Origin of the sequence: Conexibacter sp. W3-3-2 (assembly GCF_009707605.1) — a bacterium.
Taxonomy (GTDB): domain Bacteria; phylum Actinomycetota; class Thermoleophilia; order Solirubrobacterales; family Solirubrobacteraceae; genus Paraconexibacter; species Paraconexibacter algicola.
In genome coordinates this window covers 2,017,048-2,031,316 of the sequence record NZ_WLYW01000001.1, presented here as the reverse complement: position 1 = coordinate 2,031,316, position 14,269 = coordinate 2,017,048, and the positions used below count along the sequence as shown (strand labels likewise).

At 75.3% G+C, this 14,269-nt stretch carries 14 protein-coding genes and 3 pseudogenes; 12 read left to right on the top strand and 5 right to left on the bottom strand.

Annotated features, from left to right (window positions below):
• Positions 1–35: 35 nt before the first annotated feature.
• Positions 36–545 (top strand): MarR family winged helix-turn-helix transcriptional regulator, encoded by a 510-nt coding sequence (locus GKE82_RS10005; RefSeq protein WP_154733176.1) that lies wholly within the window; start codon positions 36–38, stop codon positions 543–545.
• Positions 546–556: 11 nt separating this feature from the next.
• Here GKE82_RS10005 and GKE82_RS10000 read toward each other — a convergent pair whose 3' ends face one another.
• Positions 557–1,483 (bottom strand): alpha/beta fold hydrolase, encoded by a 927-nt coding sequence (locus GKE82_RS10000; protein ID WP_154733175.1) that lies wholly within the window; start codon positions 1,481–1,483, stop codon positions 557–559.
• Positions 1,484–1,541: 58 nt separating this feature from the next.
• On the opposite strand from GKE82_RS10000, the gene GKE82_RS09995 reads away from it, so the two are divergent.
• Positions 1,542–2,408 carry a MaoC/PaaZ C-terminal domain-containing protein gene (locus GKE82_RS09995; RefSeq protein WP_154733174.1) on the top strand — a complete coding sequence of 289 codons (867 nt, stop codon included), beginning with the start codon at positions 1,542–1,544 and terminating at the stop codon, positions 2,406–2,408.
• Positions 2,409–2,487: 79 nt separating this feature from the next.
• Complete coding sequence (soxR, locus tag GKE82_RS09990) at positions 2,488–2,940, top strand: redox-sensitive transcriptional activator SoxR (RefSeq protein WP_154733173.1); 453 nt, start codon at positions 2,488–2,490, stop codon at positions 2,938–2,940.
• Here the strand turns inward: soxR and GKE82_RS09985 are convergent.
• Positions 2,906–4,078, bottom strand: coding sequence for an MFS transporter (locus GKE82_RS09985; RefSeq protein ID WP_154733172.1), 1,173 nt, complete (start codon positions 4,076–4,078; stop codon positions 2,906–2,908). The two genes, soxR and GKE82_RS09985, sit on opposite strands and share 35 nt — an antisense overlap.
• Before the next feature lie 81 nt (positions 4,079–4,159).
• Here GKE82_RS09985 and GKE82_RS30690 point away from each other — a divergent pair.
• The 4 genes and pseudogenes from GKE82_RS30690 to GKE82_RS09965 all read left to right on the top strand — a co-directional run bounded on the left by GKE82_RS30690 (position 4,160) and on the right by GKE82_RS09965 (position 7,358).
• Positions 4,160–5,319, top strand: a pseudogene (locus GKE82_RS30690) (acyl-CoA dehydrogenase family protein).
• A gap of 4 nt (positions 5,320–5,323) precedes the next feature.
• Positions 5,324–5,851 carry an isoprenylcysteine carboxylmethyltransferase family protein gene (locus tag GKE82_RS09975; RefSeq protein ID WP_230316139.1) on the top strand — a complete coding sequence of 176 codons (528 nt, stop codon included), beginning with the start codon at positions 5,324–5,326 and terminating at the stop codon, positions 5,849–5,851.
• Positions 5,852–5,869: 18 nt separating this feature from the next.
• On the top strand, positions 5,870–6,745 hold the full coding sequence (locus tag GKE82_RS09970) for an ATP-binding protein (protein ID WP_154733171.1): 876 nt from the start codon (positions 5,870–5,872) through the stop codon (positions 6,743–6,745).
• 64 nt (positions 6,746–6,809) lie between these two features.
• Positions 6,810–7,358, top strand: coding sequence for a hypothetical protein (locus GKE82_RS09965; protein WP_154733170.1), 549 nt, complete (start codon positions 6,810–6,812; stop codon positions 7,356–7,358).
• A gap of 86 nt (positions 7,359–7,444) precedes the next feature.
• Here the strand turns inward: GKE82_RS09965 and GKE82_RS30685 are convergent, their stop codons facing one another.
• Both GKE82_RS30685 and GKE82_RS31360 read right to left on the bottom strand, forming a co-directional pair.
• On the bottom strand, positions 7,445–8,446 hold the full coding sequence (locus GKE82_RS30685; protein ID WP_154733169.1) for a VanW family protein: 1,002 nt from the start codon (positions 8,444–8,446) through the stop codon (positions 7,445–7,447).
• 154 nt (positions 8,447–8,600) lie between these two features.
• A pseudogene (locus GKE82_RS31360) lies at positions 8,601–8,828 on the bottom strand (hypothetical protein); the annotation flags it as partial.
• 429 nt (positions 8,829–9,257) lie between these two features.
• Between GKE82_RS31360 and GKE82_RS31355 the strand changes: the two are divergent.
• From GKE82_RS31355 to GKE82_RS09930, 5 genes and pseudogenes are all read left to right on the top strand, one after another.
• On the top strand, positions 9,258–9,539 hold the full coding sequence (locus GKE82_RS31355; protein WP_107566782.1) for a DUF2277 domain-containing protein: 282 nt from the start codon (positions 9,258–9,260) through the stop codon (positions 9,537–9,539).
• Between the two features lie 46 nt (positions 9,540–9,585).
• Complete coding sequence (locus GKE82_RS09945; protein WP_154733168.1) at positions 9,586–9,801, top strand: hypothetical protein; 216 nt, start codon at positions 9,586–9,588, stop codon at positions 9,799–9,801.
• 51 nt (positions 9,802–9,852) lie between these two features.
• Positions 9,853–11,084: pseudogene (locus GKE82_RS28250) on the top strand (saccharopine dehydrogenase family protein).
• Positions 11,085–11,139: 55 nt separating this feature from the next.
• Complete coding sequence (locus GKE82_RS09935; protein WP_107566780.1) at positions 11,140–12,585, top strand: calcium-binding protein; 1,446 nt, start codon at positions 11,140–11,142, stop codon at positions 12,583–12,585.
• 45 nt (positions 12,586–12,630) lie between these two features.
• Positions 12,631–13,242: a TetR/AcrR family transcriptional regulator gene (locus tag GKE82_RS09930; RefSeq protein WP_154733167.1), complete on the top strand. Its 612-nt coding sequence runs from the start codon at positions 12,631–12,633 to the stop codon at positions 13,240–13,242.
• Positions 13,243–13,259: 17 nt separating this feature from the next.
• Here GKE82_RS09930 and GKE82_RS09925 read toward each other — a convergent pair whose 3' ends face one another.
• Positions 13,260–14,264, bottom strand: coding sequence for an alpha/beta fold hydrolase (locus tag GKE82_RS09925; protein WP_154733166.1), 1,005 nt, complete (start codon positions 14,262–14,264; stop codon positions 13,260–13,262).
• Between the last annotated feature and the right edge of the window lie 5 nt (positions 14,265–14,269).

Below are 14,269 nucleotides of genomic sequence, written 5' to 3'. Positions count from 1 at the left end.
TTGTATAACGCAAATGAGTTGTAGCACACCGCTGGATGGCGGTCGGGGAGTATCGTGGGCCCATCACCGAGCTCCCCGTGGTCAACCAGGCTCCGCCCCGATCAGCCGTCTTCGTCGTGCACCTCGCGCGGCTGATGCGGCTGCGCAGCGAGGCCGCGCTGGAGCCGTTGGGACTGCGGTCACGGCACCTGATCGCGCTGACCGTGCTGCGCGACTCGCCCGGCATCGCCCAGCAGGACCTCGCCGGGGCGATCCAGATCGACCGCACCAACCTCGTCGGCCTGCTCAACGAGCTCGAGGAGCACGGCTGGGTGCTGCGTCGTCGCTCCGCGGAGGACCGGCGCCGGCATGTCGTCGAGCTCACCGAGGCCGGGCAACACCTGCTGGCCCGTGCGGAGTTCGCGCTCGCCGCAGTGGAGGACGAGGTCCTGGCCGACCTCACGACGAAGGAGCGCGCGACGCTCCACCGCCTGCTGCAGCGCGCGACCGCGAGGGCGACCGTGGAGAGCTCCTGCACCGAGGAGGGCTCCGGGGCGGATCGATAGCGGCGGCCCGGTCAGCCGGAGGCCGTCCGCGCGCGTCGCCGCGCGAGCCGGCGGGCCTGGTTGGCCGCGTGGAGGATCACCTCGGTCACCGCGCCCGCGTCCTCCATCGGGGCCTGGTGGCCGCAACGCGCCAGCAGGATCACGGGCGCGTCGAGCGCCTGCGCGATCTCGTTGCCGCGGGCGGCGGGCGTCAGCCGGTCGCGACCGCCGACCAGCACGGTGACGTCGACCCCGGCGAGCGCCTCGATCCCGTCGCGCGCGTCGAGCCGCCAGAGGAACCGGGCGGCATCCGCGCGCTGGCGCGGGTCGGTGCGGAAGAACAGCCGCTCGGTGGTCGCCACGTCGCGGCGGGAGGCGCGCTCCCCGAACGCGAGATGGCGCAGGAGCGGCCGGACCACGGGCGCGAGGCGACCGTCGAGCGGCAGCGGCAGGCTGACGAGCGGGGCGAGCCCGTAGACGAACTGCGCGGAGATCCACGGCGGGAGCCGCAGGACGATCCCGTTGGGCACGCCGTGCGCGGTGGTGTTGGCCAGCACGACCGCGTCGAGCTGCCGCTCGTGCGGGGCGTGGGCGGTCACGGCGGCCCAGCCCATGAGCGCCATGCCCCCCATCGAGTGCCCGACCGCCGTGGCCGACAGGCCGTCGGGCACGAGCGCGCGCACGACGGCCTCGACGTCCCGGCCGAGGACGTGGTGGTGCCAGCCGTCGCGCCCGGCGGGGTCGCTGCGGCCGTGGCCGCGCTGGTCCATCGCGATGACGAGGTGGTGCTCGCGCAGCACCTCGACCTGCCGGTCCCAGAACGTGTGGTCCATCGTGAAGCCGTGGACGAGCACGATCGCGCTGCGCGCCTTCCGGCGTCCGGGCGGCGCGCTGACGGCGGCGTGCAGGCGGGTGCCGTCCGGCGCTCGCACCCAGCGGGAGGTCGAAAAACCGAGCATGCGCTCTGGATCCTACGGAAGATCCACATACAGAACGAATGCTCGGTAAGGTTCGCGCATGAGCACCCCCACCACGACCGCCTTCAACGTCGACGCCCTCGACCAGTGGACCGAGCCGCGCGAGTTCGTCGTCGAGCGCGACCGGCTCGTCGCCTACGCCCAGGCCACCAACGACGACATCCCCCAGCACGCGTCCGGAGACCTCGCCTCGCCGGTCTTCAACGTCGTCCCGCCGTTCGAGGGCCTGTTCCCGCTGATCGGCACGCTCGTGCCCAACGAGGTGCTCATGCGCGTCGTGCACGGCATGCAGGACTTCCGCTTCCACCGGCCGATCACGCCGGGCATGACGCTCAGCGTCCGCGGCGCCGGCATCGGGATCCAGGCGAAGTCGTCCGGGACCACGCTCGTCGTGAAGTCCGAGACGCGCGACGCGGCCGACGGCGGTCTCGTCTGCGAGCAGCTGATGACCTCGTTCTTCCGCGGCGTCATCGCCGAGGCGGGCGGCGGCGTGGGGCCCGACGACCACCGCTTCCCCGAGGACGTGCGCGGCACCGAGCCGGTCGCGGTCGTGGAGCAGCGCTTCGACGAAGACCAGACGTTCCGCTACTCGCCCGCGTCGGGCGACCCGATGCCCATCCACCTCGACGACGACTTCGCGAAGTCCGTCGGCCTCCCCGGCATCATCATCCACGGGCTCTGCACGATGGCCTTCACGTCGGTGGCCGCGATCCGCACCGGCAGCCCGGAGGACCCGACGCGGCTCAAGCGTCTCGCGGTCCGCTTCAACCGGCCCGCCCTGCCCGGGCAGACGATCACCACGACGCTGCACCGCTCGGCGCCCGACACGCTCGTGTTCGAGACCGTCAACGACGCCGGCGACGTCGTCATCAAGGACGGCCTCGCGCAGTTCGCCCCGGCGGACTGAGGGTTGGCGGCGGCGGGCCGGCACGTCCGGCCCGCCGCCCCTTGAGCTCAATCGCACTTGAAGCCCTAGGGTGCGGTGCATGTCCGATCTGCTGCTCATCGGGGAGGTCGCGGCGCGCAGCGGCGTCGCCGCCTCCGCCCTGCGCTTCTACGAGGAGAAGGGCCTCATCGCCTCGGAGCGCAGCGGCTCCGGCCACCGCCGCTTCCGGCGCACGGTGCTGCGCCGCATCGCCTTCATCGTCTTCGCCCAGCGCATCGGGCTGACGCTCGCCGAGATCGGGGAGGAGCTCGCGAAGCTCCCCGGCGACCGCGCCCCGACCAAGCGGGACTGGACCCGCCTGTCCGCCACCTGGGACGCCCGGATCGACGAGCGCATCGTCGAGCTCCAGACGCTCAAGGCGGGCCTGGGGGAGTGCATCGGCTGCGGCTGCCTGTCGCTCGCCCGCTGCGCGCTGGCGAACCCCGGCGACCGGCTCGCCGAGCACGGCCCGGGGCCGGTCAGGTGGGCGCCCGGTCCGTCCGGGCGCGGCTGACCCAGCCCGCGGTCGCCGCCGCCAGCGCCGCCGCCGCCAGCAGCGCGCCCACGTCGCCGGTGAGTCCCGCGACGGCGGTCAGCGCGTACGGCGCCCCGAACCCCATGTAGGTGAGCGCGTAGAACACCGCGAGCGTCGCCCCGCGCTCCTGCGGCGCGGCGAGGCGCTCGGACAGCCGCAGCCCGGACACGAGGCACAGCCCGTAGGCCGCCCCGAGCACCGGGGCGCAGACGAGCAGCAGGACGGGCGCGCCGAGCGCCAGCACGCCGGCGCCCAGCGCCGCGCCCGCCGCCGCCGCGACCAGGCCGAGCGTGCCCGCCCGCAGCGGCCGGCGGTCCTCCACCCGCCGGGCCAGCGGCTGCACCAGCACGCCGCAGCCGAGCGTCACGCCGGTCACGAGCCCCGCGAACGCCACCGGCACGTCGTCCCCGACCCGCTCGGGCAGGACCGCGAAGGAGATCGCCGCCGCCGCGAACACCCACGGCGCGGTCGGCACGACCACCCGGACGAACGCGCCGCCGCGGACCGCGCGGGGCAGCCCGACCCGGATCCGGCCGCCGGCAGACGGCGCGGTCTCCGGCACGCCGCCGGCGCGCACGAGCACGGCGAGCGCGACGACCCCGAGCACGACGTGTGGGACGAACGCCAGCACCCGCGGGGCCGCGGCGACCTGCGCGACGAGCGCCGCCACCACCGGACCGCTGCCGAAGCCCGCGGTCAGCGCCACCGCCGCGCGTCGTGCCCCGGCCCCGGACGGAGCGCCCGCCGAGAGCTCCTGCACCCACGCGCTCCCCGCCGCGAACACGACCCCCGAGCACACGCCCGCGAGCAGCCGCGCGGCGGCGAGACCCTCCGCGCCGTCGCGGCCGACGATCAGCAGCAGCGACGCCAGCGGCGACAGCGCGACGAACGCCACGACGAGCGTCCGCCGCCCGTAGCGGTCGGAGGCCGGCCCGCCGATCAGCAGGCCGGGGACGAGCCCGAGCGCGTAGACGCCGAACAGCGCCGCGAGCGTGCCCGACGACAGGCCGAGCTCGTCGCGGTACACGACGAGCATCGACGAGAACTGGTTGGCGCCCCAGCCGACCGCGAACATGCCGAGCGCGACGCGGCGCCAGGTGCCCGGCGAGGGGGTCATGCCTGACAGAATGACGCCGCCGTCACGTATCCGAGACTTGGAGAGGTCCCGATGTCCACACCCACCGCCGCCGAGCCCGTCATCCGCCTCGTGCCGACCCAGGAGCAGGAGATGCTCCGCGAGTCGGTCGCCGGGGTCACCGCCAAGTACGGGGCGAAGTACATGCTCGACTGCCACGAGCGCGGCGTCCCGCCCACCGAGATGTGGGACGCGCTGTCCGAGAAGGGCTTCACGGGCGTGAACATCCCCGAGGAGTACGGCGGCGGCGGGCTCGGCATGACCGGCCTCGCGCTCGTCCAGGAGGAGCTCGGCCGCCACGGCTGCACGCAGCTGCTGATGGTCGTCTCCCCGGCGATCGCCGGATCGATCCCTCATGCTCCACGGCGACGAGGAGCAGAAGGACCGCTGGCTCCCCCGGGCTCGCGACCGGCACCGAGCGGATCTCCTTCGCGGTGACCGAGCCCGACGCGGGCACGAACACCCACAACATCACGACGCGGGCCAGGCGCAACGACGACGGCACCTGGACCCTGCGCGGCCAGAAGACCTACATCTCCGCCGTGGAGCACGCCACCGCGCTGCTCGTCGTGGCCCGCCGCGAGCTCGAGGACGGCTCGCTGGGCCTGCCGCTGCTGTTCATCATCGACCTCGACTCGCCGGGCTTCTCCAAGGAGAACATCCCGACCGCGCTGCGTCTGCCGGACAAGCAGTGGACGCTCTACTTCGACGACGTCCAGGTGCCCGAGGAGCGGCTCATCGGCGGCGACCAGGGCGGCCTGGGCGCGCTGTTCGACGGGCTGAACCCGGAGCGGATCATGGCCGCCGCGGGCAGCCTCGGCGCCGCCGACCGCGCGCTGACGAAGGCGGCCGAGTACGCCAACGAGCGAGTCGTGTGGGGCAAGCCGATCGGCACCCACCAGGGCCTCTCGCACCCGCTGGCCCAGTGCAAGATCGAGCTCGAGCTCGCCCGGCTCATGAACCAGAAGGCGTGCGCGCTCTACGACGCGGGCTGGAAGGGCGCGGGCGAGACGGCGAACATCGCGAAGTACGCGGCCGCCGAGGCCTGCGTGCACGCGGTCGACCAAGCGATCCAGACCCACGGCGGCAACGGCATCGCGCTCGAGTACGGCCTGTCCGACATGTGGTGGGGCGCGCGGCTGAACAAGATCGCGCCGGTCAGCCGCGAGATGATCCTGAACTACGTCGCCGAGCACTCGCTCGGGCTGCCGAAGAGCTACTGACGCGATGGCGCTGCCGCGGCGGGCCGCCGTCCTCGGCAGCGCCCTGTTCTTCCTCGTCGGTCCCGGGCTCGAGGCCGGCCTGGGGCCGTTCCTCGTCACCGGCGGCTGGGACCGCGGGTCCGGCACCTCGCCGGCGCTGACCGTCGCCGGGGCGCTGCTGATCGTCGGCGGGCTGGTGGTGCTCGTGCGCTGCTTCGCGGACTTCGCGCTGCGCGGACAGGGGACCCCGACCCCGGCCGCGCCGACCGCGACGCTCGTGACCGGCGGGCCCTACGCGGTGGTCCGCAACCCGCAGCACCTCGCGACGGCCGTGGTCGTGCTCGGCCAGGCGCTCGTGCTCGCCCGGCCGGTGCTGGTCGTCGCGGTCGCCGCGTACCTGGGCACGCTCGGGCTGCTCGTGCGCCGCTACGAGGAGCCGCGCCTGCGGGAGCGGTTCGGTCCGGCCTACGACGCCTACCGGGCGGCGACGCCCGCCTGGGTGCCGCGACCGCGCCGCGGTCGCGCGCCGGGCCCGACGGGCGCGACGCGATGACGCACTAAGGTCCCCGGGGTGACGGACGACGCAGCCGACGAGGAGCTGCCGGCGGTCCCGGCCTCGGTGAGCGCCCTGCGCCGCCGGGCCGTCGCGTTCGCGACCGAGCACGGCGCCGCCCCGGAGGTCGTCGCCGGGGTCGCGCTCGCCGTCTCGGAGGTCGTCAGCAACGTCGTCCTGCACGCCTACCGGGACACGCCCGGTCCCGGGACCGTCCGCCTGACCCTGCGCGCCGACGGTCCGCGGCTCGTCGTGGCGGTCGCCGACGACGGCGTCGGGCTCGGGGTGCGCGACGACTCCCCGGGGCTCGGCCACGGTCTCGCGTCGGTCGGCGTGCACGCCCAGGCGCTGGACATCGGCCCGGGCCCCGACGGTCGCGGCACCGTCGTGCGGATGACCTTCGCGCGGCCCGCGCCCCCGCCGACCGCGCCCGACCTCGTGCCGCTGTGCGCGCTCGCGCTCGCCACCGTCGCCGACGTCAGCTGCATCGACCTGATCGGCGAGGGCGTGCTGCGTCGCGCCGCCGCCGAGGTCCGCGACGCCCCCGAGCTCGGGGCCTGGCTGTCGACCTCGCCGCCCCCGACCAAGCCGGGGACCGCGACCTGGGCCGCGATGCGCGAGGGCGGCGCCCGTCTCGTCGAGCACGATCCGTCGCGACCGCGGTCCCCCGGCGGTCCCGGGGATCGGCTGGACCTGCGGTGGTGGATCGCGGTGCCGCTCGAGGACGCCGCCGGGGCTCCCGTCGCGCTCTGGGGGCTCGGTGGGCGCTATGGCGGCCGGCCGGTCCCGGGGGAGGCGACCGTCGCGCTGCTGGCGCAGGCGGCCCGCGGCGATCTCGCGGAGCCCGCGGCGCGCGAGACGCTGCGCGCGCAGCTGCTCGCGACGGACGGCTGACGGTCCCAGGAAGCTCGCAGGATCGGCCCAGGCTCCTCCCACCGGCGGGCACGACGCTGCTCGCATGTCTCCCATCAAGCGCAAGGCCGCCGTGCTCCTCGGCACCGCGGCGATGTTCGGTGCCGCGGGCTGCGGCGCCTCCGGCGACGACCGGTCCGGTGGCGCCACCGCGAGCTCCGGCACGCAGGCGGCCGCCCAGCAGGCGGCGCCCGCCGTGACCGGTCAGGCGGGCTCCGCCGCCCCGTCCGGGCAGAACGGTCAGCCGCCCGCGGGCGCGACCGGTGCCCCGCCGTCCGGCGGCGGAACCGGCGGCCCGCCCGACCTCGGCGAGCTCGCCTCGGCCCTGGGCGTGAGCACCGCCAAGCTGCAGGCGGCGATGGCCTCGACGCGGCCCGACGCGTCCTCAAGCAGCGGTCCCCCGAGCGCGGAGACGATGGCCAACGACCTGGCCGAGGCGCTCGACCTCGACGCCGACGAGGTCGCCAAGGCGCTCAGCGAGTTCGGTCCGCCCGCCGGCCCGCCCCCGGGTGGCACGCCGCCGCAGGGCACCGACCCGCAGGCCTCCCAGGCCCCGTCGCAGGCCCAGGGCGCGGCGGCCGGCGGCACGACCTGAGCGGGCGACCCGCCCTGCGCGGTGGTCCGGGGTCCGTGGCGGCTCCGGGCCGCGACGTGCAGGGCGGCGCCCGCACGTCGGTGCGGTCACTCGCCCTCGGCGGGCTGGTCGTAGGTCGTGGTGTACGGCTGGCGGACCTCGCGCCCGTCCGCGTACCGCACCACGCGGGTGACGGTGATCGCGAAGTCGCCGCCCGCGACGGGGCGGCGCGCCCCGGTGTCCGCGGACACGCGACGGCCGCCGTTGTCCCCGTAGAGGCTGACCGTCACCGACGTCTCGTCGGTGAACGTGCGGATGAGCACCGGGGCGTCGGTGTCGTTGGTCCACCGCAGGTCGATGTCGGGGAAGTTCAGCGTCGCCTCCCGGCCGGGGGGATAGCGCGCGATGTAGAGGCTGTGGGGCATGTGCGCGTCGAGGCGCAGCCCGGCGAAGTAGGCGGCGTTGTAGAGCGTGGTGGAGAACTGCGAGACGCCGCCGCCGACCGACGGCACGATCTTGCCGTCGGCGATGAAGGGGGCCTCCACGTAGCCGTCGGCCTCGGTGCGCTGCCCGACCCGGCCGTTGAGCGAGAACGTCGCGCCCGGGGCGACGAGCGTCCCGTCGACCGTCCGGGCGATCCGGCGGATGTTCGTCACGCGCGGCTGTCCCGGCTCGTAGCGGGTGGTGAACGTGCCGATCAGGCGGTCGAGCCCGCGGGCGGCGTCGGCCCCGACGGCGGGCTTCGTCTCGGTGGTGGCCAGCGCGATGTCGTGCTCGCCCGCGCGGACCGCGGCGGTGACGCGCTCGGCGCTGCGCTCGCGCTGCACGACGCGGCCGCTGCGGCCGTCGCGGACGACCCGCACGTCGGCGCGCTTCGGGCGCCAGGTCACGTCGCCCTTGCCGTCGACGATCGTCGAGCGGCCCGGGGCGGAGAGCTCGGCGTCGCGGGCCTTGCGGTCGCGGCGGGCGGCGATCGACGCGACGAGCTTCTCGGTCTCCGCGGCGCTGGTGCCGAGGCTGACGGTGCCGTCGTCCCCGGCGGTCGACAGGCGCAGGATCGGCGCGACCTTCGAGGCCTCGAGCGTGAGCGGCTCGCCGATCCCGGTCACGCGGACGGGGGGCGTCGAGGTAGTCCTGGGCCTCCTGGGCGACGCGCTCGACGTCGGCGCGCGACGCGACGCGCGTGGTCTGCACCGACGCGCGCACGTCGCGGCGGCCGGTCTGCAGCGCGCGCAGCAGCCGCTGGCGGAGGTCGTCGCGGTCGATCTCGCGGCCGCTGCGCGGCGGGCGCGCGCCGACCTCGAGGAGCTCGGCGTCGACGTCGAGCGCCCCCGGGAAGGCCTCGCGGTCGACGCTCTGCGCGATCCGCGTGACGGTGCGGTCGAGGCGGGTGGTGTCGATCCGCGTGTCGATCAGGACCTCGTGGCGACCGGTGATCCCGCCGACCGTGGACAGCAGGCCGCCGAGGGCCCCGTCGCGACCAGCGTCCATGACGCGGTCGAGCGTGGCCTCGATGTTCGCCGCGTAGCCCGCCTCGACGGGGTCGACGCGCAGCCGGCGGTCGCCGGCCCGGACGACGATCGTGCGGGTGGCGAACTGCTCGAGCTCGGTGCGGATCTCGTCCTCGGTCTTGCCGCTGACCGACGCGCCCGCGAGCTCGGTGCCCGGCAGGGCCCGGTCGGCGTAGGCGACGCGCAGGCCGAGGACGGCGATCAGGACGACGGCGACCGGCAGCGCGAGGACGAGCAGCGGAACCGGGACGCGGGGGCGACGTGGGGCAGGGGCGGCCACCGGTCAGGTTCTACCGGACGTCCGTCCGCGGGCGTGCCGCACGGCACGGGCTGCAACGGGACGTGCGTTCCGGTGGGCGTCCTTGCGGTGCCCCTGGCGGGCGCCGGCACATCCCGTTACGGTCGTCGCATGTGCCGCAACATCCGGACGCTCCACAACTTCGAGCCGCCGGCCACCGCCGACGAGGTGCACGCCGCCGCGCTGCAGTACGTGCGCAAGATCAGCGGCTCGACCAAGCCCTCGCAGGCCAACCAGGAGGCGTTCGACGCCGCGGTCGCCGCCGTGACCGCCGCCTCGCACGAGCTGCTCGAGCGCCTCGTCACCTCGGCGCCGCCGAAGGACCGCGAGGTCGAGCGCCAGAAGGCCGTCGAGCGCAACCGCAAGCGGTTCGGCGACGCGAGCGCCGCCTGACGCGTCCGCGGTGCGCCCCGCGCGGGCGCCCGTCGTACCCGGGACGATGACCGTCCCCACCGACGCGGAGTCCCCGTACGGCCGTCCCGCCCGGGACCGCACCGTCCTGCAGGCGCTCGTCGACGAGCCGGGGGCGACGCTCGAGCAGCTCGCCGCCGCCACCGGCATCGCCGCCCGCGTGCTCGCCCCGACGCTGTGGCGCCTGGAGGACGAGCGCCGCGTCGTCCACGAGGCGCACCGCTGGTTCGCCACCGAGGAGTGACCGCCCTTGACGGCGGTGCGTCCAGCGGCCAGGGTCGCGGCCATGCCCGACATGCGCATCCTGGTCGTGGGCTCCGGCGGCGTCGGTGCCGCGGTCGCCTCCATCGCCCGACACCGCTCGTTCTTCCAGACACTCGTCCTCGGTGACCTCGACGCCGACCGCGCCCGGGCCGCCGCCGCCCGCACCGGGGACGACCGCATCAGCGGTGTCGCGTGCGACGCCTCCGACGCGGACGCGATCGTCGCGGTCATCGAGGAGCACCGCGCCACGCACGTCCTCAACGCGTGCGACCCGCGGCTCAACCCGCCGATCTTCGCCGCCGCGCGCGCGCCGGCGTGACCTACCTCGACATGGCGATGACGCTCTCCGAGCGCCACCCCGAGGAGCCGTACGCCCGGACCGGCGTGATGCTCGGCGACGCCCAGTTCGCCGAGCACGACGCGTGGGAGGCCGACGGGCAGCTCGCGCTCGTCGGGATCGGGGTCGAGCCGGGCGCCAGCGACGTGTTCGCCCGTCACGCCGCCGACACGATGTTCTCGGCGATCGACGAGATCGGGGTCCGCGACGGCGCAGACCTCGAGGTCGCCGGCTACGCCTTCGCCCCGACGTTCTCGATCTGGACGACGATCGAGGAGTGCCTGAACCCGCCGCTGATCTGGGAGAAGGAGCGCGGCTTCTACGTGACCGAGCCGTTCAGCGAGCCCGAGGTCTTCGAGTTCCCCGAGGGCATCGGCCCGGTCGAGTGCGTGAACGTCGAGCACGAGGAGGTCGTGCTGATCCCGCGATGGGTCGACTGCAACCGCGTGACGTTCAAGTACGGCCTCGGGGAGGAGTTCATCGGCGTCCTGCGCACCCTGAACCTGCTCGGCCTCGACGGCACGACGCCGATCGACGTGCGGGGGCAGCTGGTCTCCCCGCGCGACGTCGTCGCCGCCGCCCTCCCGGACCCGGCGACGCTCGGCGACAAGATGACCGGCCGCACCTGCGCGGGCACGATCGTCACCGGCACCGGTAAGGACGGGCAGCCGCGCGCCACCTACCTCTACCACGTGGTCGACAACGAGCGCACGATGCGCGAGGACGGCTGCCAGGCGGTCGTCTGGCAGACCGCGATCAACCCGGTCGTCGCGCTCGAGCTGCTCGCCGAAGGCGTCTGGAGCGGCGCCGGGGTGCTCGGGCCGGAGGCGTTCGAGGCACAGCCGTTCCTCGACCTGCTCGCCGACTACGGCTCGCCCCACGGCGTCGACGAGCGCGACCCGGCCGACCCGCTGCGACGCCGCTGACGCGAGATCGGCGGCGCGCGCCGCAACTCCGGGCCGCCGGGGTGTTGAAGCGGGCATGGTCCAGATCCGCTCCCGCCCCGTCGCCCTGCTGCTCACCGTCACCGGGCTCGCCGCCGCCGTCCCCGCGCTCGCCGCCACCCGCGACGGCGGCCGCCTCGCCGACACCCTGCGTGGCACCGAGCAGAACGACACGCTCCGCGGCCGCGGCTCGGCCGACACCCTGTTCGGCCTCGGCGGCAACGACCTGCTGAGCGGGGGGACCGCCGCCGACCGGCTGTTCGGCGGGCCGGGGAACGACGACCTCGACGGCGGCTCCGGCAACGACCTGCTGCGCGGCGAGGACGGCGACGACGTCCTCTACGGCTTCACCGGCAACGACACGCTCGAGGGCGGGCCGGGCAACGACCGCCTCGACGGCTACGACGGCGACGACACGCTGCGCGGCCAGGCCGGCAACGACTTCCTCGGCGAGTCCCGCTTCGGCGACGACAAGCTCCTCGACGGCGGCGAGGGCGACGACGTCCTCATCGGCAACGCGGGCAAGGACGCGCGGCTGGAGGGCGGGCCCGGCAACGACCTGCTCAGCGGCGGCACCGGGAACGACGGCCTCGACGGCGGGCCCGGCAACGACGCGCTGTTCGCCGGTAGCGGCCAGTTCCGCGGCCGGGCGGCGGTGGGCGGCGACGGCGACGACCTGCTCGTCGACACCGGCTCGGGCCGACTCGTCGGCGGCAACGGCGACGACACGCTCTGGGTCTCCGGCGACCGGGAGTCCGCGACGCTCGAGGGCGGACCGGGGAACGACGTCCTGCACGTCGGCGGGTCCGTCCAGGTCGCCGACTGCGGCGACGGCGCCGACGTCGTCGTCCTCACGCCCGACGCGGCCCGTCGCCGCGCCGCCAACCGGCTGCCCCGCACCGTCGGGTTCGCCGGCTGCGAGACCTTCACCGTCCGCGACGCGGGCGCCCGCGTCCCGCGCTTCACCGACTTCCGCGACCGCTTCGTCGCGGCCGGTGTCCCGTGGGACGACGAGCTCGTCCGCAAGGCGCTCGAGTACGAGACGCTCCCCAACTGCCAGCTGCGCCGCCAGCGCTGCCCCGGGCGCGGCATCGCCGAGCGGATCGTCGGCACCGACCGCGCCAACACGATCCGCGGCCGTGGCGGCGACGACTTCCTCGAGGGCGCCGGCGGCAGCGACAAGCTCTACGGGGACAGCGGCGCCGACTCCCTGTTCGGCCGCACCGGGAACGACCGCCTCGTCGGCGGGCCCGGCAACGACGAGCTCGAGGGCGGCCGCGGGGAGGACACCCTCGTCGGCGGTGACGGCGACGACACCCTCAACGGCGGATTCGGCGTCGACCGGATCCTCGGCGGGCGCGGCGACGACACGATCCGCGCCGTCGGCGGCAGCCGCGACGTCATCGACTGCGGGCCGGGCCGCGACCGCGTCGAGAAGGACTCGCGCGACGTCACCCGCAACTGCGAGATCGTCATCGGCTGACCCTGGCGCGTCCGCGGCGTCCACGCCGTGCGCGACACTGTGTCCGTGGCCGCACGACCGACGAGGAGGATGTCCGCCGACGAGCGCCGCGAGCAGCTGCTCGACGTGCTCGCCGACCTCGTCCTGTCCGAGGGCTACGGCGCGGCGTCGATCGACCGGATCGCCCGCGAGGCGGGCATCGCGCGCACCGTCGTGTACGCGCACTTCGGCAACCTCGAGGGCATGCAGCACGCGCTCATCGCGCGGACCGAGAACCGGGCGCTGCAGGGCATCCGCCGGGTGGTTCCCGACGCGCCCGTCGGGGAGGACCCCGACGCGCTGCTGCTTGAGGCCCTGCACGGCTTCCTGCGCGGCGTGCACGACGACCCCATCACCTGGCGGCTCGCGCTGCTGCCGATCGACGGCGCGCCCGCCGAGCTGCGGGGCGTCATCCAGCGGGCCAAGGACGCGGTCAGCGGCCTGATCGTCCCGGTCATCGCCTGGGGGCTCGAGCAGCGCGGCGGGCCGAGGGGCCTCGACCCGACGCTGTTCACGCGGCTGCTCATCACCGTCCTGGAGGACACCGCCCGGCTGGTGCTCGAGGACCCGCAGGCCAACGATCCGGACCGGATCGTCGACTTCACCCGCACGCTGCTGCAGTCGATCGGCCGCGACTAGCGCCGCGCGAGGAGCGGCTACCGGCTGTCGCCGACGAGCCGCCGCAACGCGGCCGAGACGCGGTCGGCGTGCTCGAGCGGACCCATGTGACCGCCGGGGAGCCGCAGCAGCCCCAGCGGGCGCGGCAGCTCCGCGTGCAGCCGCTCGGCGTGCTCGGGCGGCGTGAGCTTGTCGCGCTCCCCGCAGATCACCAGCGTCGGCACGTCGAGCCGCGCGACGGCGGCATGGAGGTCCAGTCGCGTCAGCGCCCCGCCGACGGCACCGCGCACGTCGGGCCGGCAGTCGACGACGAGCTCCTCGCTGAAGGCGACCTGGGCGGGGGTCGCGTCCGGCGAGAGGGCCACGTACTTCACGACCCGGTGGGCGAGCGGCGTCGGGCCGGCGGGCAGCGGCAGCGGCGCGCTGAGCGCCGCGGAGCCGACGAGCTGCTCGACCTTCGCCAGCGGCGTCCTCACCGGCAGGATCAGGGCCTTCTGGATCAGGTCGCCCATCCCGGTGTTCACGAGCGCCGCGGCCGCGAGCCGATCGCGGACCTCGCCCATGTGGAGCCCCGCGTAGGAGACGATGCTCATCCCGCCGAGCGAGTGCCCGGCGACGACCGCACGCCGACCCTCCGGAACGGTCGCCTCGAGCACCGCGGCGAGGTCGTGGCCGAACCGCTCGATCCCGTACTCGTCGTCGGCCGCGCGGCCGCTGCGGCCGTGGCCGCGCTGGTCGTAGGCCACGACGCGGATGTCCGGCGAGAGCGCCTGGATCTGGCGGGTCCAGAAGCGGATCTGGCAGGTCCAGCCGTGCGCGAGCACGAGCGTCGGCCCATCCCCCGGACCGAACTCCTCGACGTGGAGGGTCGTGCCGTCCTGCGAGACCACCTCCTGCGCGCGGCCGTGCAGCGGCCGGTGCAGGAGCTCGTGCTCGGGGTCGCGCGCCACGCGCGCGCCGTCACGGCGGCGCTGCAGCTCCCAGGCGACCGCCGTCCCGGCGGCGCCGCCCAGCGCGGTCAGCAGCGTGCGGCGGGCTCCCACGGCAC

Coding starts and splice junctions, on each gene's coding strand:
- GKE82_RS09995 (WP_154733174.1), top strand. CDS start 1,542: ATGAGCACCCCCACCACGACCGCCTTCAACGTCGACGCCCTCGACCAG.
- GKE82_RS31355 (WP_107566782.1), top strand. CDS start 9,258: ATGTGCCGCAACATCCGGACGCTCCACAACTTCGAGCCGCCGGCCACC.
- GKE82_RS10000 (WP_154733175.1), bottom strand. CDS start 1,483: ATGCTCGGTTTTTCGACCTCCCGCTGGGTGCGAGCGCCGGACGGCACC.
- GKE82_RS09985 (WP_154733172.1), bottom strand. CDS start 4,078: ATGACCCCCTCGCCGGGCACCTGGCGCCGCGTCGCGCTCGGCATGTTC.
- GKE82_RS09945 (WP_154733168.1), top strand. CDS start 9,586: ATGACCGTCCCCACCGACGCGGAGTCCCCGTACGGCCGTCCCGCCCGG.
- GKE82_RS09975 (WP_230316139.1), top strand. CDS start 5,324: ATGGCGCTGCCGCGGCGGGCCGCCGTCCTCGGCAGCGCCCTGTTCTTC.
- GKE82_RS09935 (WP_107566780.1), top strand. CDS start 11,140: ATGGTCCAGATCCGCTCCCGCCCCGTCGCCCTGCTGCTCACCGTCACC.
- soxR (WP_154733173.1), top strand. CDS start 2,488: ATGTCCGATCTGCTGCTCATCGGGGAGGTCGCGGCGCGCAGCGGCGTC.
- GKE82_RS09965 (WP_154733170.1), top strand. CDS start 6,810: ATGTCTCCCATCAAGCGCAAGGCCGCCGTGCTCCTCGGCACCGCGGCG.
- GKE82_RS10005 (WP_154733176.1), top strand. CDS start 36: ATGGCGGTCGGGGAGTATCGTGGGCCCATCACCGAGCTCCCCGTGGTC.